Raw genomic sequence first — 20512 nt, 5'->3', positions numbered from 1 at the left:
CCTCCGCGGACCGTTTTTGGGCGGCACGCCGCGCACCGGTAGGGTGGGCCGCTGTACTTCATCCCTCCACAGAGGACATCGCATGGGTTCTGTCATCAAGAAGCGGCGCAAGCGGATGGCGAAGAAGAAGCACCGCAAGCTGCTGCGCAAGACGCGTCACCAGCGTCGCAACAAGAAGTGACCACGCGTCACCTCTGAGCCGCACGAGGTCCCCGGCCCCCGCCGGGGACCTTTCGCGTCCCCGGGACCTCGTCCCGGGGCCGGACGCCCGGGTCCCGGGTGTCCCCGCGAGTGGGTACTGTCGGTGGTGTCCGGCGGGTGGTGAGCAGGTCGCGGAAGGAGGAGGCGATGGCGGGAGTCGTCCTCGTGACCGGGGTGTCCCGGTACCTCGGCGGCCTCCTCGCGCGCCGGCTCGCGGCCGAGCCCTCCGTCACCCGGGTCGTCGGGGTCGACGTCATCCCCCCGCCCCAGGAGATCGCCGGCGTCGAGTTCGTCCGCGCCGACATCCGCAACCCGATGATCGGGCGGGTCATCGAGGACGCCGGCGTCGACACCGTCGTCCACATGAACGTCATCGCGACGCCCACCTTCGTCGGGGGACGCACCCCGCAGAAGGAGATCAACGTCATCGGGACGATGCAGCTGCTCGCGGCCTGCCAGAAGTCCCGCACCGTGCGCCGGCTCGTCGTCAAGTCCTCCGCGGCCGTCTACGGTTCCACCCCCCGCGACCCGGCGCTGTTCACCGAGGACATGGGCGCCCGGCGCAGCCCGTCCGGCGGGTTCGGCAAGGACTCCATCGAGGTCGAGGGCTACGTGCGCGGGTTCGCCCGGCGCCGGCCGGACGCCGAGATCCTCACCCTCCGCTTCGCCAACGTCATCGGCCCGCGGATCCGCACCTCGATCACCGACTACTTCTCGCTGCCGGTCGTCCCCGTCCCGCTCGGCTACGACGCGCGCATGCAGTTCGTCCACGAGGACGACTGCATCGACGCCCTCGTCCTCGCGAGCACCGGCTCGACCACCGGCGTCGTCAACGTCGCGGGCGACGGCGTCGTCACCGTCTACCAGGCGGTCGCGATGGCCGGCCGTCCCGTCCTGCCCATCCCGCTGCAGGGCGCCGGCTTCTTCGGCGGCATGACGCGGCGGCTCGGGCTCGCCGACTTCTCGCCGGACCAGATGTCCTTCCTCGCCTTCGGCCGCGGCCTGGACACCACGCGAATGCGTGAGGGGCTCGGCTTCGAGCCGCGGTTCACGACCCGTGAGGCGTTCGCCGCCTTCGCCGCCACCGCCGGGTCCGCCGTCCCCGGTGCGCAGGTCGTCGGGGACGCCGTCAGCGGCGTCGCGGGGGTCGCGAGCCAGACCGTCCTGCGGGCGCTCGGTGCCGGGAGCGGTCGCTGATGGCGACGCCGCGCCGCGGGGCGCTGGCCGCCGGGGCCGACCGGGCCTCCGGCGAGCGCGCGCGTCGCCGGTCCACGCCCCTGCTCGGAGCCGACCCCGTCGAGACCGCCCCCGACGGCCCGCCGTCCGGGCCGACCCCGGTGCCCGCTCCGCCGCCCTCCGGGTCCGCCACAGGTGCGGACTCGACGACGACGAAGGCGGCGTCGAAGAGGACGACGACGCGCAAGGCACCGTCGAGGAAGACGTCGACGCGGAAGGTTACGACGAGGAAGACGGCGTCGAGTACGGCGGCGAAGGCGGCCGCGACGCCTCCGGCCCCACCGCGGACGACCGCCGTCACCCCGGCGCCCGCCCCCGAGCCGCCCGCCCGCAAGCACCGTCCCTCCCCCCGCGTCACCTCCGCGCCGCAGCCGCGCGCGACGACCCAGGCGGGGGAGCGCACCGGGCGGCCGCGGCTGTCCCCGCGCGAGAAGGCCCGCCGCGACGAGGCCGCCCGCCGCCCGCACCTGCGGCTGGCCCAGCCCGCCGTCCCGCCGGTCGACCTGCCGCCGCCGGACCCGGCCGTCGCCGACGCCCCCTCCCCGGGCGGACTGCCGCTGCCCGACCCCGCCGAGCTCGTCGAGGCCCTCGTCGGCGCGCTGCGGCTCGGCGCCCAGCTGGCCGGCGTCGCCCCCGAGGACGTCGAGGCCCGGGTCGCCCAGGTGCTCGCGTACCTGCGTCGCCGGGTCGAGGGCGAGTACGACGTCGACGACTTCGGCTTCGACCCGCACTTCACCGAGAACGTGTTCTACCCGATGCTCCGGCCGCTCTACCGGCACTGGTTCCGGGTCGAGGTCCGCGGCATCGAGAACCTGCCGACCACCGGCGGCGCCCTCGTCGTCGCCAACCACTCCGGCACCGTCGCCCTGGACTCGCTCATGGTGCAGCTCGCCATCCACGACGAGCACCCGGCGCACCGGACGATGCGCGCGCTCGGCGCCGACCTCGTCTTCCAGACCCCGTTCGTCGGCACCATCGCCCGCCGCTCCGGCTCGACGCTGGCCGCCAGCGAGGACGCCGAGCGCCTCTTCCGGCGCGGCGAGCTCGTCGGCGTCTTTCCGGAGGGCTTCAAGGGCACGGGCAAGCCGTTCAGCGAGCGGTACAAGCTCCAGCGCTTCGGCCGGGGCGGCTTCGTCGCGGCGGCCCTGGCGCAGGGCGTCCCGATCGTCCCGTGCTCGGTCGTCGGGGCCGAGGAGATCGCGCCGATCATCGGCAACATGTCGACGCTGGCGCGGCTGCTCGGTGTGCCCTACGTGCCGGTGACCCCGACGTTCCCGTGGCTCGGGCCGCTCGGGCTCGTCCCGCTGCCGAGCAAGTGGATCATCGAGTTCGGCGAGCCCATCGAGACCGCGGGCCACGAGCCCGGGGCCGCCGAGGACCCGATGCTCGTCTTCGACCTCACCGACCAGGTGCGCGAGACCATCCAGCAGACGCTCTACACCCTGCTCATGCAGCGGCGGTCGGTCTTCTTCTGATGACCGGCCAGGAGCCCGCCGGGCCGCCGGTCCGCGTCACCCTCGTGACCCGCGTCGACTGCCATCTCTGCACGACGGCCCGCGAGGTCGTCGCCCGGGTGTGCGCCGACGAGGGCGTCGGCTGGGAGGAGCGCGACGTCGACGCCGACCCCGCGTGGCGCGCCCGCTGGTCCGAGGAGGTCCCGGTGACCCTCGTCGACGGCCGCCAGCACGACTTCTGGCGGGTCGACGAGACCCGTCTGCGCGCCGCCCTCGCCGCGCCCCCGCGGCGCTGAGCCCCGTGCCCGGTCCGCCGGACGGCGCGCCGGACCCGGTCCCCGGCCCCGCCCACCTCGCCGCGCTCTCCGGCGTGCCCTGGCCGCCGGAGCCGATCCGCACCCCGCGCCTCGCGGTGCGAGCCGCCGAGGCCCGTGACCGGGCGGCGCTGGTCGACCTCTACTCCTCGCCCGAGGTCTTTGCCCACCTCGGCGGCCCCCGGCCCCGGGACGCCCTCGACCGTGACTGGCCGGCCGTCCCCGAACGCCGGCCCGGCAGCTTCGTCGTCGAGCACGAGGGCGCGACGATCGGTCAGGTCCTGCTGCGCCGCGTGCCCCCGCCCGCCCGGCCCAGCACCGTCGGCGCCGTCGACCTCGGCTACCTGCTGCTCCCCTCCGCCTGGGGCCGGGGGTTCGCGGGCGAGGCGTCGGCCGCCGCGCTCGGCTGGCTGGAGGAGGTGCTGCCCGGCGAGCGGGTCGTCCTCGCGACCCAGGTGGCCAACACCGCGTCGCTGCGGGTCGCCGCCCGACTGGGTTTCACCGAGGTCGAGCGCTTCGAGGCCTGGGGCGCGCCGCAGTGGCTCGGCGCCCGCGAACCGGGCGGACCCGCCGCCGGCGCAGCCCTAGCACACCGTTCCTGAGAGCCTCGTCACCGGGTCCGGTCGCGACTTTGTGCCTGCCTTCACAAAGTCGTAGGGTGGACGGGTTCCGCGTGCTCGCGGAGCCGCGCGCCGCGGCTCCGTCCGCCCGAGCCGCGGCCCTTGGAGAGGAGCCGGACCGACCCGTGTCCACCGCAGCCACCACGCCCCGGGGCGTCCCGGACGCGTCGGTCGCGCGACTCCCGGGCTACTTGCGGGCGCTGACGGCGATGTCGCAGGACGGCACGGCCTCGGTGAGCTCCGAGGAGCTCGCCTCGGCGGCCGGGGTCAGCTCCGCGATGCTGCGCAAGGACCTGTCCTACCTCGGCAGCTACGGCGTGCGCGGGGTCGGCTACGACGTCGGGCGGCTGGCCTCCGAGATCGCCAGCGCGCTCGGCCTCACCAAGGACTGGCCGGTGGCCATCGTCGGCATGGGCAACCTCGGCCGGGCGCTCGCCGCCTACCGCGGGTTCGCCGAGCGCGGCTTCCGGGTCATCGCCCTGCTCGACCACGACGACCGGGTCGTCGGCGAGGAGGTCGCCGGTCGCGCGGTGCGCCCCATGACCGACCTCGAGGTCCTCGTCGAGGACCACGGGCTGGCCATCGGCGTCATCGCCACCCCGCCCGAGGGGGCGCAGGCCGCGTGCGACCGGCTGCTCGCCGCCGGGGTCCGGTCGGTGCTGAACTTCGCCGCCGTGGTCCTCGCCGTCCCGCCGGAGGTGACCGTCCGCAACGTCGACCTGTCCACCGAGCTGCAGATCCTCGCCTTCCACGGCCACCGCGGTGACGTCGCCGAGGCGGTGGCGCCGTGAGCCTCGTCGTCCTCGGCCTGTCGCACCACGCGGCGCCCCTCTCCCTGCTGGAGTCCGTCGCCCTCGACGCCGACTCCGCGACCGACCTCGAGGCCGCGGTCCTGCGCTCGGACCACGTCACCGAGGTCGTCGTCCTCTCGACGTGCAACCGCACCGAGGTGTACGCGGAGGCGCTCACCTTCCACGGCGCGCTCGTCGACATCACGAACGCGCTCGCCGAGCTGTGCGGCATCGACCGCGCCGTCCTCCAGCCGCACCTGTACGTGCACTACGAGGACCGCGGGATCGCGCACGCCTTCAACGTCGCCTGCGGGCTGGACTCGATGGCCGTCGGCGAGGCGCAGATCGTCGGGCAGGTCCGCCGCAGCCTGGGCCGGGCCCAGCGCGCCAACCACGTCGGGCCGGCCGTCAACGCCCTGCTCCAGCAGGCGCTGCGGGTGGCCAAGCGGGTGCACTCCGAGACGCAGATCGACCTCGTCAGCGGCTCGCTCGTCCAGGCCGGGCTCACCCGGGCCGAGGCCGTGCTCGGCGGGCTCGGGGGCCTGTCCGTCCTCGTCGTCGGGGCAGGGGGCATGGGCGCGCTCGCCGCGGCCACCGTCTCGCGCCAGGGCGCGCGGGAGGTCGTCGTCGTCAACCGCGACGGCGCCCGGGCCGCCACGCTGGCCGGCCGGGTCGGCGGCACCGCGCGGCCGCTCACCGACCTGCGCGAGGCCCTCGCCGGCGCCGACGTCGTCATCTCCTCCACCGGCGCCCGCGGCCGGGTCGTCGGGCTCGACGACGCCGCCGCCGCGCAGCGCGCCCGCGACGGCCGCCCCCAGGTCTACGTCGACCTCGCCCTCCCGCACGACGTCGAGCTCGCCGTCGCCGGGCTGCCCGGCGTCACCCGGGTCGGGCTCGACGAGCTCGGCGAGGACCTCGCCGCCGCCGACGCCGCCCCCCAGGTCGGGACCGCCCGCGAGCTCGTCACCGCCGAGGTCGCCGCCTACCTCCTCGCCCGCTCCGCCCAGGCGGTCGCCCCCACCGTCACCGCGCTGCGCGCCCGCGCCGGTGAGCTCGTCGCGTCCGAGATGCAGCGCCTCGAGCGCCGCACCCCGGGGATGACCGACGAGGACCGCGACGAGGTGCGCCGGGCCGTGAGCCGCGTCGTCGAGAAGCTGCTGCACACCCCCACCGTCCGGGTGAAGGAGCTCGCGCAGGAGGGACAGGGGGGCAGCTACGCCCGGGCCCTGTCCGAGCTGTTCGACCTCGACCCGCGCGACGTCTCGCTCGTGTCCGCCCCGCCGACGATCCCCGGGGAGGAGCGATGACCACGCTGCGCCTCGGCACCCGCCGCTCCGCCCTCGCGACCACCCAGTCGAGCTGGGTGGCCGACCGGCTGCGCGCCCTCGGCCACGACGTCGAGCTCGTCGAGGTGAGCACCGAGGGCGACCGCGACCGCACCACCCCGCTCGCCCAGCTGGGCGGCACCGGCGTCTTCGTCTCCGCGCTGCGCGAGGCGCTGACCGCCGGCACGGTCGACGTCGCCGTCCACTCCCTCAAGGACCTGCCGACCGCCCCCGACCCCGCGGTCGCCGTCGCCGCGATCCCCGAGCGCGAGGACCCCCGCGACGCCCTCGTGGCCCGCGACGGCCTGACCCTCGGCGAGCTGCCGGCGGGCTCCACCCTCGGCACCGGCTCGCCGCGCCGGCGGGCCCAGGTCGCCGCCCTCGGGCTCGGGCTCGAGGTCGCCGACCTGCGCGGCAACGTCGACACCCGCCTGGCCCACGTCCACGAGGGCCGGCTCGACGCCGTCGTCCTCGCGGCGGCGGGGCTGCGGCGGCTCGGCCGGGCCGACGAGGTCACCGAGTGGCTGGACCCCATCCAGGTCCTGCCCGCCCCCGGCCAGGGCGCCCTGGCCGTCGAGGTCCGGGCCGGTGACGAGGCCGCCACGGCGGCCGTCACGCCCCTGGACCACCCCGACACCCGGGCCTGCGTCACCGCCGAGCGGGCCCTCCTCGCCGAACTCGAGGCCGGGTGCTCCGCCCCCGTCGGAGCCCTGGCCGAGATCGTCGAGGGCGTCGACGTCGCGGAGCTGTCGCTGCGCGCCGTCGTCGCCGCGCCGGACGGATCCGGCGACCTGCGCCGGTCCCTGACCGGCGACCCGGAAGAGGCGGCCGACCTCGGCCGCCGCCTCGCGCGGCTCCTCCTCGAGGACGGTGCCGCCGACCTGATGCCCACGTCCACCGATCGACCCGTCACGGAGCGTGCACTGTGAGTCCCACGCGCTCGTCCACCCGTCCGCCCCGCGTCCCCGCGCGCGTCGCCTTCGTCGGCGGCGGCCCCGGCGACCCCGGTCTGCTCACGGTGCGTGCCACCGAGCTGCTCGCGGTCGCCGACGCCGTCGTCCTCGACCAGGTCGCCCGCGAGGGGATCGCCCTGCGCCACACCCGGGACGACGTCGACGTCGTCGACGCCGGTCACGGCGACACCGGCGAGCGCCTCACCCAGGCCTCGCGGGCCAAGCTCGTCGTGAAGACGGCCAAGGCCCACAGCGGCGGCCTCGTCGTCCGTCTCATGGACGGCGACCCCGCCGTCTTCAACGGGCTCGCCGAGGAGGCGCAGGCGCTGGTCAAGGCCGGCATCTCCTTCGAGGTCGTCCCCGGCGTCTCCTCGCTGTCCGCCGTGCCGGTCTACGCCGGGGTGCCGCTCACCGCGGCGTCCTCGCGCGGCCTGCACGTCGTCGTCGCCGGCGGGCCGTCGCCCGACGTCGCCGGCGGGGTCGACGCGGCCACCACCGTCGTCGTCCTCGGCACGCCCGACAAGGCCGCCGACGTGCTGCGCGCCCTGGCCGCCGCCGGCCGCGACGCCGCCACCCCCGTGGCCGTCACCGAGCGCGGCACGACGACCGAGCAGCGCACCGTCGTCACGACCCTCGCCGAGGCGCCCGAGGCCATGGCCGCCGGGCGGTTCCCGGTGCTCGCCGTCGTCGGCGACACCGTCCCGCTGCGCGACGCGCTGTCCTGGTTCGAGACCAAGCCGCTGTTCGGCTGGTCGGTCCTCGTGCCGCGCACCAAGGAGCAGTCCGGGTCGATGACGGCCCGGCTCGCCGACCACGGCGCCACCGCCGAGATCGTCCCCACTATCTCGGTCGAGCCGCCGCGCACCCCGCAGCAGCTGGAGCGGGCCGTCAAGGGCATGGTCACCGGCCGCTACGAATGGGTCGGGTTCACGTCGGTCAACGCCGTCAAGGCCATCCGCGAGAAGTTCGACGAGTTCGGCCTCGACGCCCGCTCGTTCGCGGGGCTCAAGGTCGCCGCCGTCGGCGGCGTCACCGCGCAGGCGCTGCGCGAGTGGGGCATCAACCCCGACCTCGTGCCGACCGACGAGCAGTCCGCCCAGGGCCTCGCCGACGCCTGGCCGCCCTACGACGCCGACCTCGACCCCATCGACCGGGTCTTCCTGCCGCGCGCCGACATCGCCACCGACACCCTCGTCGCGGCGCTGCAGGAGAACGGCTGGGAGGTCGACGACGTCACGGCCTACCGCACGGTGCGGGCCGCGCCGCCGCCGCAGGCCACCCGCGACGCCATCAAGGGCGGCGCCTTCGACGCCGTCCTGTTCACCTCGTCCTCGACGGTGCGCAACCTCGTCGGCATCGCCGGCAAGCCGCACCCGAGCACGGTCGTCGCCTGCATCGGCCCGGCCACGGCGAAGACCGCCGAGGAGCACGGCCTGCGGGTCGACGTCCTCGCGCCGGAGCCCAGCGCCGTCGCGCTCGTCGACGCGCTGGCCGACCACGGCCGCTCGCTCGCGCTCGCCGCCAGCGAGGCCGGCGAGGACGTGCTGCGCCCGAGCCAGCGCACCCCGGGCGGGCGGAAGCGGGGCACGTGACCGGCGTCGCCGGCCTGGGCGGGGCACCGTTCCCGGCCGGGCGCCCGCGGCGGCTGCGGCGCACTCCCGCGCTGCGGCGCCTCGTCGCCGAGACCCGGCTGCACCCGGCCGAGCTCGTGCTGCCCGTCTTCGTCCGCGAGGGCGCGGACACCCCGGTGCCCGTGGGTGCGATGCCCGGGGTCGTCCAGCACTCCCTGGAGTCGCTGGTCGAGGAGGGGCGGCGCTGCCGCGACGCCGGGCTCGGCGGGATCATGGTCTTCGGCGTGCCGTCGGCCAAGGACGGCCGCGGGTCGGGCGCCGACGACCCCGACGGCATCCTCAACGTCGCCCTGTCGCGTCTCGTCGAGGCCGTCGGCGACGACCTCGTCGTCATGTCCGACCTCTGCCTCGACGAGTTCACCGACCACGGGCACTGCGGTGTCCTCGCCGACGACGGCTCGGTCGACAACGACGCGACCCTCGACCGGTACGCCGCGATGGCGCTGGCCCAGGCCGCCACCGGCACCCCGATGCTCGGGCTCTCCGGGATGATGGACGGCCAGGTCGGGCACGTGCGGGCCGCCCTCGACGCCGCCGGGTACACCGACACCGCGATCCTCGCCTACGCGGCGAAGTACACCTCGGGGCTCTACGGCCCGTTCCGGGAGGCCGTGAACTCCTCGCTGGTCGGGGACCGCGCCACCTACCAGCAGGACCCGGCCAACGGCCGCGAGGCCCTGCGCGAGATCGCCCTCGACGTCGAGGAGGGCGCCGACGTCGTCATGGTCAAGCCCGCCGGGCCGCACCTCGACGTCGTCGCGGCGGCCGCCGCGGTCTCGCCGGTGCCGGTCGCGGCCTACCAGATCAGCGGCGAGTACGCCCAGGTCGTCGCCGCGGCCGAGCGGGGCTGGATCGACCGGGACCGCGCGATGACCGAGTCCCTGCTGTCCATCCGCCGGGCGGGCGCGAGCATCGTCCTCACCTACTGTGCCCTCGAGGCGGCCGCCCGCCTCTGACCCCGAGCGGCGTCAGCGGGCGAGGTCCCCGTCCTCGACCCGGGCCCGCAGCCGCGCGAGGCCTCCCCGGACCATCGCGCCGTAGCCGTCCTCACCGAGCGCCCCGGCGGCGTCCTCGCCGGCCTCGACCTCGCGGCGGGCCTCGGACAGCCGTCCCTGGCGCCGGTAGCCGTCACCGAGGTTGAGGTGCAGGCTCGGGGCGAACCCGGCCGCCGAGGCGATGCCGACGGCCGCGAGGTCGTCGTCGCCGAGGTGGGCGTGCTCGGCCAGCGCGCGCTCGTCCCAGGCGACCTCGTCGGCGACGTCACCCTCGAGGTCGGCGAGGTAGTGCGCGAGCACGCAGCGCTGCCCGTGCGCGCCCGTCTCCGTGCCGTCCCAGGCCGTCCGCAGCGCGGCGCCCCCGCCCGGGCGGTCCCCGCCGAGCGTCGTCGAGACGGCCTGCAGCACCTCGTCCCACGTCGTCATGCCGCCCGACGGTAGCGGCCACCCCGGCACGCGCGACGGCCGCCCGTCGCGCCCCGGGGGCGCGGCGGACGGCCGTCGAGGGGTGGTGCGGGGGGCTCAGGCCTGCTTGCCGAGCTGGAGGTCGATGGCAATCTTGACCTTCTCGCCGACGAGGACGCCGCCCTTCTCGAGGTTGGCGTTCCAGGTCAGGCCCCACTCGGTGCGGTCGATCTCGCCCTCGGCCTCGAAGGCGGCCTTCTCGTTGCCCCACGGGTCGGTGGCGACCCCGAGGAAGTCGACGTCGAGGGTGACGGGCTTGGTGATGCCCTTGACGGTGAGCTCGCCCCGGAGCGTCGAGCCGTCGAAGGAGGTGGAGCGGAAGACCATGTCCGGGTGGGTGTCGACGTCGAAGAAGTCACCGCTGCGCAGGTGCGCGTCGCGGTCGGGGGTACCGGTGGCGACCGACGCGGTCTTGATGGTGACCTCGGCGGTGGAGTCGGCGAGGTCCTCCCCGACGACGACGGTGCCCTGGACGTCGGTGAAGGCGCCGCGCACCTTGCTGACCATGAGGTGGCGGGCGACGAAGCCGACCTCGCTGTGGGTGGGGTCGACGGTCCAGGTGCCGGCGGTCAGGCCGGTGAGGGTGGTGGTGCTCATGGGGTCTCCTTCGAGGTCGGGCGATGACGTGGGTGCCACGGTAGTTTAACCTTCAACTACGCGCGACCCCGGTCCATTCCGACGGTGCCGCGCAGTCCCCACCCCGTGGGAGCATGGCCTCCATGGGAGCGGAGGTGCGCTGGCTGACGGCCGAGGAGCAGGCGGCGTGGCGCGCCTACCTGCGCGGCACCCGCGAGGTCGACGTCGCGCTCGACCGCGACCTGCAGTGCCACGGGGTGAGCCTCTCGGAGTACGAGCTGCTCTCGATGCTCTCGGAGTCCGACGGCCACCGGATGCGGATGTCCGCGCTCGCCGATCTCGTCGTGCAGTCCCGCAGCCGGGTCACCCACACAGCGGCCCGGCTCGAGCGGCGCGGCCTCGTCACCCGCAGCCCCGCCCCCGACGACGGCCGCGGGGTGCTGCTGCGGCTCACCGACGCGGGGCGCACGACCATCGAGGACCTCGCGCGCACCCACGTCGCCAGCGTGCGCCGGCACCTCGTCGACGTCCTCACCCCCGAGCAGTTCACGGCCCTGGGTGACGCCATGAGCGCCGTGCGGGACGCCTACCGCGACGACCCCACGACCCCGGACCCCGCGTCCTGCCCGCCGGACCCGACAATGGAGCCGTGACCGACTCCTCCCCGTCCGACCCCCGCCCTGACGACGCCCCGGCCTCGGCCGCCCTGCTCGCGCGGGCCCGGGCCGTCACCCCCGGCGGCGTCAACTCGCCGGTGCGGGCCTTCCGCTCCGTCGGCGGCACGCCGCGGTTCATGGTCAGCGGGCGCGGGCCGTACCTCACCGACGCCGACGGCCGCGAGTACGTCGACCTCGTCGGCAGCTGGGGCCCGATGATCCTCGGCCACGCCCACCCCGCGGTCCTCGACGCCGTCCACGAGGCCGCCTCCCGCGGCACGTCGTTCGGCACCCCGAGCGAGAACGAGGTGCTGCTGGCCGAGGAGATCGTCGCCCGGGTCGAGCCGGTGCAGCAGGTGCGCCTGGTCTCCAGCGGCACCGAGGCGACGATGAGCGCCATCCGGCTGGCCCGCGGCTTCACCGGCCGCCCCCTCGTCGTGAAGTTCGCCGGGCACTACCACGGGCACGTCGACTCGCTGCTCGTCGCGGCCGGCTCCGGGGTGGCGACCCTGGCGCTGCCCGACTCCTCGGGGGTGCCCGCCCAGATGGCCGCCGAGACGGTCGTCCTGCCGTACAACGACGTCGCGGCGCTCGAGGCCGCCTTCGCCGCCCGCGGCGACCAGATCGCCTGCGTCATCACCGAGGCCGCCGCCGGCAACATGGGTGCCGTCCCGCCGGACCCGGGCTTCACCGCCGCCCTGCGCCGGGTCACCGCCGAGCACGGCGCGCTGCTCGTCTCGGACGAGGTGATGACCGGCTTCCGCTGCTCGCCCGCCGGCTGGTGGGGCCACGAGCGGGCCGGCGTCGACCCCGACCTCATGACCTTCGGCAAGGTCATGGGCGGCGGCTTCCCGGCCGCGGCCTTCGGCGGGCGGTGCGACGTCATGGCCCTGCTCGCGCCGGACGGGCCGGTCTACCAGGCGGGGACGCTGTCCGGGAACCCGGTGGCGACGGCCGCCGGGTACACGACGCTGCGGCACTGCGACGACGCGGTGTACGCCCGGCTCGCGGAGGTCTCCCGGGCCCTCGGCGACGCCGCGGCCGAGGCGCTGTCGGCCGCCGGGGTGCCGCACCGGGTCCAGCGGGTCTCCTCGATGTTCTCGGTCTTCTTCCGCGACGGCGAGGTGCGCGACTACGACGACGCCCGCGACCAGGACACCGCCGCCTTCGGGCGCTTCTTCCACGCCATGCTGGACGCCGGGGTCTACCTGCCGCCCAGCGCCTACGAGTGCTGGTTCGTCTCCGCCGCCCACGACGACACCGCCGTCCAGCGGGTCCTCGACGCCCTGCCCGCCGCCGCCCGCGCCGCGGCCGGCTGAGGGGCGCGCCCCGGCCCCCGCCGCCGCTTCGCCCCGGGACCTTCGGGTCCGCCGGGGTTCGGTTCCGGTGCGGAGCCGAAGGTTCCGGGATCAGGCGAGAAAGTTGCGCTCGCGGGGGACGGGCGAGCGGCCGGCTGAGGGGCGCGGCCCGGCCCCCGCCGCCGCTTCGCCCCGGGACCTTCGGGTCCGCCGGGGTTCGGTTCCGGTGCGGAGGTGAAGGTTCCGGGATCAGGCGAGAAAGTTGCGCTCGCGGGGGACGGGCGAGCGGCCGGCTGAGGGCCCGCCCCGGCGTCGAACCCCGCGCCTCGCACTCAGGTGGGTTTGCGACAATCGGGGGCATGACGACCTCCCGGGGCGCGGCCGCGCCCGTCGAGCCGCAGCGCACCACGGTGCACCTGCTGCGCCACGGCGAGGTCCACAACCCCGACAGGATCCTCTACGGCCGGCTACCGGGCTACCACCTCTCCGCGCTGGGGCGCCGGATGGCCGAGCTCGCCGCCGACCACCTCGCCGACCACGACGTCGTCCACGTCGTCGCGAGCCCCCTCGAGCGCGCCCAGGAGACCGCCGCCCCGGTCGCCGCCGCGCACGGCCTGGAGGTCACGACGGACGCCCGCGTCCTCGAGGCCGGGAACGACTTCCAGGGCCTCCCGGTCGCCGGCGGCGACGGCCTCCTCGCCCACCCGCGGCTGTGGCCGAAGCTGCTCAACCCCTTCCGCCCGTCCTGGGGCGAGCCGTACGCCGACATCGTCGTCCGGGTGCGCGACGCCGTCGTCGACGCCCGGGCCGCGGCCCGCGGTCACGAGGCCGTCATCGTCGCCCACCAGTCGCCGATCTGGCTGCTGCGCCTGGCCACCGAGGGCCGCTCGTTCGTCCACAACCCGGCCCGCCGCGAGTGCGCCCTCGCCAGCCTCACCTCCTTCACCTTCGTCGGCGACGAGCTGCTCTCGCTGTCCTACTGCGAGCCCGCCGCCCGCCTGCTGCCGCAGGCGCAGCCGGGGGCCGGGGCGTGACCCCCGTCCCGCGCCGCGCCGCGGTCGCCGGGGCGGCCGCGCTCCTCGCCCTGGCCGCCGCCGGCTGCAGCACGGACGCGAACTCCGTCGCCGCCCAGGCCAAGGCGGGGGACCAGAAGGGCTACGTCTCCGGGGACGGCGCGGTCGAGACGATCCCGGTCGCCGACCGGGCCGAGCCGGTGACGATGTCGGGCACGCTCGTCGACGGCACCGCCTGGGACATCGGCTCCACCCGCGGAAAGGTCCTCGTCCTCAACGTCTGGGGCTCGTGGTGCGCGCCCTGCGTCGCCGAGGCCCCGGACCTGCAGAAGGCCTGGGAGCAGATGCAGGAGAAGCACCCCGGCGCCACCGACTTCGTCGGCATCGACTTCCGCGAGGAGGCCGCCCGGGGCGCCGCGTTCGCGAGGAAGGCGGGCATCACCTACCCCAGCCTCAGCGACGAGGCCGGCGTCCTCATCCTGCGCCTCCAGGGCAAGGCGCCGACCGTCCCCACCACCCTCGTCCTGGACCGCGAGGGACGGATCGCCGCCCGCGTCAACGGGCCGGTCGACACGAGCACGCTCACCGGGCTCGTCGACGACGTGGTCGCGGAGCAGTGACACCCACCCTCGCCGCCGTCAGCGGCGACGCCGTCACCACGGGGGCGCTGCCGCTCGCCGTCGCCGTGGCCGCCCTGGCCGGGCTCGTCTCCTTCGCCAGCCCGTGCGTGCTGCCGCTCGTCCCGGGCTTCCTCGGCTACGTCACCGGGCTCACCGGGGAGCGCGCCGGCCGGCCGGGCAGGGGCCGCACCGTCGCCGGCGCGCTCCTGTTCGTCGCCGGCTTCACCGTCGTCTTCGTCCTCGGCTCTCTCTTCGTCACCGGCGCCGGTCAGGCCCTCGTCGAGCACCGGGTGCTGCTCTCCCGCGTCGGCGGCGGCCTGGTCGTCCTCATGGGGCTGGTCTTCCTCGGTCTCGGCAGCCAGCGCGAGGCCAGGCTGCACTGGCGGCCGCGGGCGGGCCTCGTCGGGGCGCCGCTGCTCGGGGCGGTCTTCGCCCTCGGCTGGGCGCCGTGCACCGGGCCGACGCTGGCCGCGGTGCTCGTCATGGCCACGGCGTCCGCCGACCCCCAGGTCGCCCGCGGCGTCACCCTCGCCGTCGCGTACGCGCTCGGCCTCGGGCTGCCGTTTCTCCTCGTCGCCGCGGGGCTGGACCGGGCCGGCCGGGTGTCGGGCTGGCTGCGCCGCCACCAGCGCGCCATCCAGGTGCTGGGCGGCGTGATGCTCGTCGCCGTCGGGCTGCTCCTGCTCACCGGCGTCTGGGAGGACCTCAACCGCTGGCTGCAGACCGAGCTCGTGGCGAACTTCGAGGTGGCGGTGTGAGCGCCACCGACGAGCGCACCCGCGCGGACCTCTCGACGCAGCCGGCGCCCCCGGACGGCGGGGACGGCTCGGGCAGCGGCGGTGGGGTCACCCTGCCGCGGCTCGGCCCGGGCGGGTGGCTGCGCTACGCCTGGCGCCAGCTGACGAGCATGCGCACGGCGCTGTTCCTGCTGCTGCTGCTCGCCGTCGCCGCGATCCCGGGCTCGACCTTCCCGCAGCGCTCCATCGACGCCGCGCGCACCGCGCAGTGGATCACCGACCACCCGACCGCCGGCCCGGTGCTGGACCGGCTCGGGTTCTTCGAGGTCTACGCCTCGCCGTGGTTCGCCGCCATCTACCTGCTGCTGTTCGTCTCGCTCATCGGCTGCGTCCTGCCGCGCTCGCGCATCCACTGGCACCAGCTGCGGGCCCGGCCGCCGCGCGCCCCCCGGCGCCTGGAGCGCCTGGCCGCGCACCGGGAGGTCGAGACCGACGAGACCCCCGAGGCCGTCCTGGAGCGGCTGCGCACGACGCTGCGCGGCCGGCGCTACCGCGTCCACGCGCACGACGCGAGCACCCTGTCGGCCGAGAAGGGCTACCTCAAGGAGTCCGGCAACCTCGTCTTCCACCTCGCCCTCATCGGCGTGCTCGTCGGCGTGGCCTGGGGGCACCTGCTCGGGTGGAAGGGCGACGTCATCCTCCCCGTCGGGCAGACCTTCGCCAACACCCTCTCGCGCTACGACACCTTCAGCCCGGGCCCGTGGGTCGACGTCTCCGGCCTCGACCCCTTCACGCTGCGCCTGGACCGGATGCACGTCGAGTTCGAGAGCGACACGACCGGACGCGGGCAGTTCGGCGCCCCGCGCGACTTCGACGCCACGACGACCTTCACCGACGCCGCCGGACAGGCGCGCGAGGAGTCCATCCGGGTGAACCACCCCCTGGAGACCGGGCACGGCACGGTCTTCCTCCTCGGCAACGGGTACGCGCCGCACGTCACCGTGCGCGACGCCGACGGCACCGTCATCTACTCCGACGCGACGCCGTTCCTGCCCCAGGACAACTTCTACACCTCGGTCGGCGCGGTCAAGGTCCCCGGCGCCGACCCCGACCAGCTGGGCTTCGCCGGGTTCTTCCTGCCCACCGGCGTCATCGACGACCAGCGCGGCCCGCACTCGGTCTTCCCCGACACCCTCGACCCGCAGCTGGCGCTCACCGCCTTCGAGGGGCAGCTGTTCCCCAGCGGCGCGCCGCAGTCGGTCTACACCCTCGACACCGAGGCGATGACGCCCGTGCCCGGCAAGGACGGCGCCGACCAGCTGCGCATCCTCCTGCGCCCCGGGCAGACCTACGACCTGCCGGGCGCGCGCGGCTCGATCACCTTCGACGGGGTCGAGCGGTTCGCCGGCCTGTCGATCCGCAGCGACCCCGGCAAGACCCTCACGCTGGTCTCGTCGCTGCTCGCGCTGGCCGGGCTGGTGCTCAACCTCGTCGTGCGCCGGCGACGGGTGTTCGTGCGGGTTTCCGCGGCGGAGGGCACGGGACGTACCGTGGTCTCCGTCGGCGGACTGGCGAAGGACGACGACGAGGGCATGGACGACGAGGTCGACGCCGTGCTCACCGCGGACGAAGGACACCGATGAACGACACCCTGGCCCAGATCTCCAGCTACTCCGTGTACTCGGCGATCGTCGTGCTCTTCCTGGCCCTCGGCTTCTACGCGCTGTACCTGGCCCGCGTGGCCCGGGCGGGCGAGGCCGAGGTCGAGGCGGCGCCCGAGCGCGAGCTCGTCGCCGCGGGCGGCACGACGTCCTCCGTCGGCACCGACGAGCCGGTCGGGACCGACGAGCCGGCCAGCACCGGTGGGCACGTCGGGACCGACGCCGCGACCCAGGAGCCCGCCCGGGCCCGCAAGGCGGCCGGCATCGCCTGGACGCTCACCCTGCTCGGCACCGCGCTCGTCGTCGCGGCGGTCGTCACCCGGGCGGTCGAGGTGGCCCGCTGGCCGCTCGGCAACATGTACGAGTTCGCCATCGTCGGCGCCATGTTCACCCTCCTCGCCTACGTCGGCTGGTCCTCGCGCCGCGACCTGCGCTGGCTCGGCGCCTTCGTCCTCGCACCGGTGCTCGCCGTGCTCGGCTCGGCGGTCACCGTGTGGTGGACCGAGGGCTCGGCGCTCATGCCGTCGCTGCGCTCGTACTGGATCGCCATCCACGTCACCGTCGCGACGATGACGGTCGCCGTCTTCACCCTCGGCGCGGTCATCGGGGCGCTCTACCTCCTCCAGGACAAGCGCGAGACCTCCGGGGGCGGGGGCGGGCGCACGGCGTTCATGTCCCGGCTGCCGTCGGCGCGGGCGCTGGAGCGGCTGTCGTACTCGGCGCACGTCGTCGCCTTCCCGATGTGGACCTTCACCGTCATCGCCGGCGCCATCTGGGCCCGTCAGGCGTGGGGCTCGTACTGGAACTGGGACCCCAAGGAGGTGTGGAGCTTCGTCATCTGGGTGGTCTACGCCGCCTACCTCCACGCCCGCGCCACGACGGGGTGGAAGCGGCAGAACGCGATGTGGATCGCCCTCATCGGCTTCGGCTGCGTGATCCTCAACTTCGCCGTCGTCAACGTCTTCTTCGTCGGCCAGCACAGCTACTCGGGCCTGTGAGGCGTGCGGTCCCGATGACGACGGCGCCCCTGCCGGGGGTGGCCCGGTGAACGCGTTCCTGCGCTACACCGTGCTGCGGATCATGGTGTTCCTCGGCTGCCTCATCCTCCTGTGGCTGCTCGGCCTGCGCGCCTCCGGCCAGCTGCCGCTGCTCGTCCTCGGCGCGGCACTGCTGTCGGCGCTCGTGTCCTTCGTCGGGCTGCGGCGCTTCCGCGAGGACTACTCGGCCCAGGTCGCCTCGACCATCGAGAGGCGGACGGCCGCCCGCCGGGCCCGCGGTGACGAGCGCGGCGCCGACGAGCTCGCCGAGGACGAGGAGTACGACACCCGCCGCGGCACCGCGGCCCCGGGTGGTGCGGCCGGCGCCACGGACCCGGCCGACGACGACTTCCGCTGACGGACCCCGCGACCCGCCCTCACCCGGGACGAGGGACGTGGGTGGTGGTTCAGCCAAGGGCGGCCGCGACCGCCACGCCGACGAGGGCCAGCGCGGCGTAGGCGACCTCGTACAGGCCGGTCGAGGCCAGCACCGGGACGAGCCCGCGGCCGGTGGTCCCGGCCCGCACGACGGACGCCCCCCGCCAGGCCAGCGGCAGGGCCGGCAGCGCCAGGAGGGCCCAGGGCGTGCCGAGGGCCATGACGGCGAGGGCGAGCAGGGACACCGCGAGCAGCCCGACGTACAGCGCCCGCGTCCGGGCGTCGCCGAGCCGGACCGCGAGGGTCCGCTTGCCGTGCTCGGTGTCGGTGGGGATGTCGCGCAGGTTGTTCGCGACGAGGATGGCCGAGGCCACGGCGCCGACCCCGACGGCGCCGGCCAGCCCGAACCAGGACACCGACCCGGCCTGGGTGTACTCGGTGCCGAGGGTCGCCATGAGCCCGAAGAACACGAAGACGTAGACCTCGCCGAGCCCCCGGTAGCCGTAGGGGTTGTCGCCCCCGGTGTAGCGCCAGGCGGCGAGGACGGCGAGCGCGCCGAGGGGCAGCATGAGCCAGGCCCCGGACAGCACGACGAGCAGCAGGCCGACGACGCCGGCCACGCCGAAGGCGGCGAAGGCCGCGCGCCTGACGGCCCCCGGTGCGGCGAGGCGCTGGCCGACGAGGCGCACCGGGCCGGCGCGGACCTCGTCGGTGCCGCGGACGCCGTCGGAGTAGTCGTTGGCGTAGTTGACCGCGACCTGCAGGGCCAGGGACACGAGCAGCGCCAGGACCGCGCGCAGCGGGTCGGCACGGCCGACGAGCAGGGCGGCCGCCGTGCCGAGCAGCACGGGGGCGACGGCGGCGGGCAGCGTGCGAGGACGGGCGCCCGCCACCCACTGTCCGGGGGTGGCCATGGGTGGGGTCAGATGCCCTTGAGGAAGTCGGGGTCGTCGTCCGGCCCACGCGGGGGCCGGCGGCGCTCACGCTGCTCGCGGTCGGCGTCGCGGCGGCGCCGGTCGGCGTCCCAGCGCTCCTGCTGGGTCATGTACTGCCGGGCCGCGTCCTTGTCCGGGCGGCCGGCGACGAGCCAGGCCACCGGCCCGACGACGGGGAAGAGGAGGATGAGCAGGACCCAGGCGATCTTCGGCAGGCCGCGCATGACGACCTCGTCGGTCTGCAGCGCGTCGATGAGGCAGTACACCGTCAGCGCGAGGCTGAGGACGTAGGGCAGGTACCGCAACACGGGGCGATCATGCCACGTCGAAGAGACCGGCGACGGCGGCTCGGTCCGGTTTGCCCGGCCCCCGCAGCGGCACCGCGGGGGCGGCGGTGACCCGGCGCGGGAGGGCGTGGTCGGGCAGGTGCGGGCGCAGCAGGTCGCGCACCTCGGCGAGCGACAGCGGCTGGGCGGCGGGGTCGGGCACGACGAGCAGGCTGACGGCCTGGCCCCACTCCGGGTCCGGGATGCCGACGACGACCGCCTCGCGCACGCCGGGGACGTGCTCGAGGGCCGCCTCCTCGACGAGCCGGGGCGCGACCTTCATCCCGCCGGTGACGACGACGTCGTCGAGCCGTCCGTCGACGTGCAGGCGTCCGTCGTCGCCGAGGTGCGCGGCGTCGTCGGTGCGGAACCAGCGGCTGCCGTCGGCGTCGACCGTGAACGCCGCGAAGGTGAGGTCGGGGCGGCCGAGGTAGCCGTGGGCCAGCGTCGCGCCGCCGAGGTGCACCCGGCCGTCGTCGTCCAGCCGCACCCGCGCGCCGGTCAAGGGCGAGCCGTCGTAGACGCAGCCGCCGGCCGTCTCGCTCATCCCGTAGGTCGTGCGGACGGCGACGCCCGCGGCCTCGGCCCGCCGGCGCAGGGTCGGCGGGGTGGCGGCGCCGCCGACGAGCACGCCGTGGAAGGTGGCGAGGGCCGCCGCGCCGGCGCGGTCGTCGAGCAGCCGGACCAGCTGGGTGGGGACGAGCGCCGTGTAGTGCCGGTGCCGGGGGTCGAGGCGGGCGGTGGCGGCGGCGAAGGCGGCGGGGGTGAAGCCGCCGGTGAGGTCGGTGGCGACGGGCTCGGTGTCGGCGTCGAGGCCGCGGAGCAGCACCTGGACCCCGGCGACGTGCCCCGCGGGGAGCGTGAGCAGCCACTGGCCGGGCCCGCCGAGGCGCTCGTGGGTGGCGTGCGCGCTGGCGGCGAGGGCGGCGGCGCCGAGCATCGCGAGCTTGGGGACGCCGGTGGACCCGGACGTGCCGACGACGACGGCGAGGTCGTCCGGGAGGCCGGCGGCGGCGTGCCGGGGGAGCTGCGGGGCTGCGGCGTCGGCCGGGTACGGGGCCACCGGGCCACGGCCGGCGAGGGCGCCAGCCAGGCGGGGGAGGACGGCCAGGGCGCCGGGTCCGGCGGGCACGGGCAGCGGCTCGACCTCCATGCCTCGCACTCTAGGTGTACGCGGCCATCAGGTTGGTGACAGTTGGCTGGTCGGGGGGTGGCCGCCGAGTGCTGTGTGGCGTCGTTGAGTGTTGTACCGCTGGAGCCAGGGGGCAAGGGCGGTGGCGCGGTCGGTGT

24 protein-coding genes are annotated in these 20512 nt (G+C 75.7%); 18 read left to right on the top strand and 6 right to left on the bottom strand.

Annotated elements, in window-relative coordinates; translation table 11 throughout:
• The first annotated feature begins 82 nt into the window (after positions 1-82).
• From EPD83_RS17035 to hemB, 10 genes are all read left to right on the top strand, one after another.
• On the top strand, positions 83-181 hold the full coding sequence (locus tag EPD83_RS17035; RefSeq protein ID WP_003792170.1) for a 30S ribosomal protein bS22: 99 nt from the start codon (positions 83-85) through the stop codon (positions 179-181).
• Between the two features lie 167 nt (positions 182-348).
• Positions 349-1398: an NAD-dependent epimerase/dehydratase family protein gene (locus EPD83_RS17030; RefSeq protein WP_128367995.1), complete on the top strand. Its 1050-nt coding sequence runs from the start codon at positions 349-351 to the stop codon at positions 1396-1398.
• The gene (locus EPD83_RS17025) at positions 1398-2912 is read left to right on the top strand and encodes a lysophospholipid acyltransferase family protein (protein ID WP_165566907.1); all 1515 of its coding nucleotides are present in this window, start codon (positions 1398-1400) and stop codon (positions 2910-2912) included. The genes EPD83_RS17030 and EPD83_RS17025 overlap by 1 nt, the downstream gene beginning before the upstream one ends.
• Complete coding sequence (locus EPD83_RS17020) at positions 2912-3187, top strand: glutaredoxin family protein (protein WP_128367659.1); 276 nt, start codon at positions 2912-2914, stop codon at positions 3185-3187. The genes EPD83_RS17025 and EPD83_RS17020 overlap by 1 nt, the downstream gene beginning before the upstream one ends.
• A 5-nt stretch (positions 3188-3192) precedes the next feature.
• Entirely contained in the window at positions 3193-3807 is a 615-nt protein-coding gene (locus EPD83_RS17015) for a GNAT family N-acetyltransferase (protein ID WP_205859572.1), read from the top strand.
• 143 nt (positions 3808-3950) lie between these two features.
• Positions 3951-4616 (top strand): redox-sensing transcriptional repressor Rex, encoded by a 666-nt coding sequence (locus tag EPD83_RS17010; RefSeq protein ID WP_128367660.1) that lies wholly within the window; start codon positions 3951-3953, stop codon positions 4614-4616.
• Positions 4613-5923 carry a glutamyl-tRNA reductase gene (locus tag EPD83_RS17005; protein ID WP_128367661.1) on the top strand — a complete coding sequence of 437 codons (1311 nt, stop codon included), beginning with the start codon at positions 4613-4615 and terminating at the stop codon, positions 5921-5923. Before EPD83_RS17010 ends, EPD83_RS17005 begins: the two co-directional genes overlap by 4 nt.
• Positions 5920-6870, top strand: coding sequence for a hydroxymethylbilane synthase (hemC, locus tag EPD83_RS17000; protein WP_128367676.1), 951 nt, complete (start codon positions 5920-5922; stop codon positions 6868-6870). Before EPD83_RS17005 ends, hemC begins: the two co-directional genes overlap by 4 nt.
• Positions 6867-8486: a bifunctional uroporphyrinogen-III C-methyltransferase/uroporphyrinogen-III synthase gene (locus EPD83_RS20440; protein WP_128367677.1), complete on the top strand. Its 1620-nt coding sequence runs from the start codon at positions 6867-6869 to the stop codon at positions 8484-8486. Before hemC ends, EPD83_RS20440 begins: the two co-directional genes overlap by 4 nt.
• A complete protein-coding gene (gene hemB, locus EPD83_RS20435; RefSeq protein WP_235950686.1) occupies positions 8483-9481 on the top strand; it encodes a porphobilinogen synthase in 999 nt (332 codons plus the stop codon). Before EPD83_RS20440 ends, hemB begins: the two co-directional genes overlap by 4 nt.
• 12 nt (positions 9482-9493) lie before the next feature.
• Here the strand turns inward: hemB and EPD83_RS16990 are convergent, their stop codons facing one another.
• Both EPD83_RS16990 and EPD83_RS16985 read right to left on the bottom strand, forming a co-directional pair.
• Positions 9494-9946 (bottom strand): hypothetical protein, encoded by a 453-nt coding sequence (locus EPD83_RS16990; RefSeq protein ID WP_128367986.1) that lies wholly within the window; start codon positions 9944-9946, stop codon positions 9494-9496.
• A 96-nt stretch (positions 9947-10042) separates the two neighbouring features.
• The gene (locus tag EPD83_RS16985; protein ID WP_128367987.1) at positions 10043-10582 is read right to left on the bottom strand and encodes a YceI family protein; all 540 of its coding nucleotides are present in this window, start codon (positions 10580-10582) and stop codon (positions 10043-10045) included.
• A gap of 113 nt (positions 10583-10695) precedes the next feature.
• Between EPD83_RS16985 and EPD83_RS16980 the strand changes: the two genes are divergently transcribed.
• From EPD83_RS16980 to EPD83_RS16945, 8 genes are all read left to right on the top strand, one after another.
• Complete coding sequence (locus EPD83_RS16980) at positions 10696-11214, top strand: MarR family winged helix-turn-helix transcriptional regulator (protein ID WP_407676036.1); 519 nt, start codon at positions 10696-10698, stop codon at positions 11212-11214.
• Positions 11211-12536 (top strand): glutamate-1-semialdehyde 2,1-aminomutase, encoded by a 1326-nt coding sequence (gene hemL, locus EPD83_RS16975; RefSeq protein ID WP_128367989.1) that lies wholly within the window; start codon positions 11211-11213, stop codon positions 12534-12536. Before EPD83_RS16980 ends, hemL begins: the two co-directional genes overlap by 4 nt.
• Before the next feature lie 338 nt (positions 12537-12874).
• On the top strand, positions 12875-13549 hold the full coding sequence (locus EPD83_RS16970; RefSeq protein ID WP_128368480.1) for a histidine phosphatase family protein: 675 nt from the start codon (positions 12875-12877) through the stop codon (positions 13547-13549).
• Complete coding sequence (locus tag EPD83_RS16965; RefSeq protein ID WP_128368481.1) at positions 13546-14148, top strand: TlpA family protein disulfide reductase; 603 nt, start codon at positions 13546-13548, stop codon at positions 14146-14148. The genes EPD83_RS16970 and EPD83_RS16965 overlap by 4 nt, the downstream gene beginning before the upstream one ends.
• On the top strand, positions 14145-14906 hold the full coding sequence (locus EPD83_RS16960) for a cytochrome c biogenesis CcdA family protein (RefSeq protein ID WP_165566905.1): 762 nt from the start codon (positions 14145-14147) through the stop codon (positions 14904-14906). Before EPD83_RS16965 ends, EPD83_RS16960 begins: the two co-directional genes overlap by 4 nt.
• On the top strand, positions 14903-16528 hold the full coding sequence (gene resB / locus EPD83_RS16955; RefSeq protein ID WP_235950685.1) for a cytochrome c biogenesis protein ResB: 1626 nt from the start codon (positions 14903-14905) through the stop codon (positions 16526-16528). Before EPD83_RS16960 ends, resB begins: the two co-directional genes overlap by 4 nt.
• The gene (gene ccsB / locus EPD83_RS16950; protein WP_128367211.1) at positions 16525-17544 is read left to right on the top strand and encodes a c-type cytochrome biogenesis protein CcsB; all 1020 of its coding nucleotides are present in this window, start codon (positions 16525-16527) and stop codon (positions 17542-17544) included. The genes resB and ccsB overlap by 4 nt, the downstream gene beginning before the upstream one ends.
• A gap of 46 nt (positions 17545-17590) precedes the next feature.
• Complete coding sequence (locus tag EPD83_RS16945) at positions 17591-17941, top strand: DUF4229 domain-containing protein (RefSeq protein ID WP_128367212.1); 351 nt, start codon at positions 17591-17593, stop codon at positions 17939-17941.
• 49 nt (positions 17942-17990) lie between these two features.
• On the opposite strand, the gene EPD83_RS16940 is transcribed toward EPD83_RS16945, so the two are convergent.
• The 4 genes from EPD83_RS16940 to EPD83_RS16925 form a co-directional block, all read right to left on the bottom strand.
• A complete protein-coding gene (locus tag EPD83_RS16940; protein ID WP_128367213.1) occupies positions 17991-18875 on the bottom strand; it encodes a 1,4-dihydroxy-2-naphthoate polyprenyltransferase in 885 nt (294 codons plus the stop codon).
• Positions 18876-18883: 8 nt separating this feature from the next.
• A complete protein-coding gene (locus EPD83_RS16935) occupies positions 18884-19204 on the bottom strand; it encodes a PLD nuclease N-terminal domain-containing protein (protein ID WP_128367214.1) in 321 nt (106 codons plus the stop codon).
• Between the two features lie 7 nt (positions 19205-19211).
• A complete protein-coding gene (gene menE, locus EPD83_RS16930) occupies positions 19212-20375 on the bottom strand; it encodes an o-succinylbenzoate--CoA ligase (RefSeq protein WP_128367215.1) in 1164 nt (387 codons plus the stop codon).
• A gap of 27 nt (positions 20376-20402) precedes the next feature.
• Positions 20403-20512 (bottom strand): integrase core domain-containing protein (locus EPD83_RS16925; protein ID WP_164896721.1); only part of this gene is annotated, 110 nt, incomplete at its 5' end.

Origin of the sequence: Phycicoccus flavus, assembly GCF_004025965.2 — a bacterium.
GTDB classification, from domain to species: domain Bacteria; phylum Actinomycetota; class Actinomycetes; order Actinomycetales; family Dermatophilaceae; genus Phycicoccus; species Phycicoccus flavus.
This window is presented reverse-complemented; position numbering and strand designations above follow the sequence as displayed.

Bases quoted from the DNA above. Each gene is read 5' to 3' on its own strand.
- EPD83_RS17035 (WP_003792170.1), top strand. From the start codon at position 83: ATGGGTTCTGTCATCAAGAAGCGGCGCAAGCGGATGGCGAAGAAGAAG.
- EPD83_RS17030 (WP_128367995.1), top strand. From the start codon at position 349: ATGGCGGGAGTCGTCCTCGTGACCGGGGTGTCCCGGTACCTCGGCGGC.
- EPD83_RS17025 (WP_165566907.1), top strand. From the start codon at position 1,398: ATGGCGACGCCGCGCCGCGGGGCGCTGGCCGCCGGGGCCGACCGGGCC.
- EPD83_RS17020 (WP_128367659.1), top strand. From the start codon at position 2,912: ATGACCGGCCAGGAGCCCGCCGGGCCGCCGGTCCGCGTCACCCTCGTG.
- hemC (WP_128367676.1), top strand. From the start codon at position 5,920: ATGACCACGCTGCGCCTCGGCACCCGCCGCTCCGCCCTCGCGACCACC.
- EPD83_RS16990 (WP_128367986.1), bottom strand. From the start codon at position 9,946: ATGACGACGTGGGACGAGGTGCTGCAGGCCGTCTCGACGACGCTCGGC.
- EPD83_RS16985 (WP_128367987.1), bottom strand. From the start codon at position 10,582: ATGAGCACCACCACCCTCACCGGCCTGACCGCCGGCACCTGGACCGTC.
- EPD83_RS16980 (WP_407676036.1), top strand. From the start codon at position 10,696: ATGGCCTCCATGGGAGCGGAGGTGCGCTGGCTGACGGCCGAGGAGCAG.
- EPD83_RS16970 (WP_128368480.1), top strand. From the start codon at position 12,875: ATGACGACCTCCCGGGGCGCGGCCGCGCCCGTCGAGCCGCAGCGCACC.
- ccsB (WP_128367211.1), top strand. From the start codon at position 16,525: ATGAACGACACCCTGGCCCAGATCTCCAGCTACTCCGTGTACTCGGCG.
- EPD83_RS16940 (WP_128367213.1), bottom strand. From the start codon at position 18,875: ATGGCCACCCCCGGACAGTGGGTGGCGGGCGCCCGTCCTCGCACGCTG.
- menE (WP_128367215.1), bottom strand. From the start codon at position 20,375: ATGGAGGTCGAGCCGCTGCCCGTGCCCGCCGGACCCGGCGCCCTGGCC.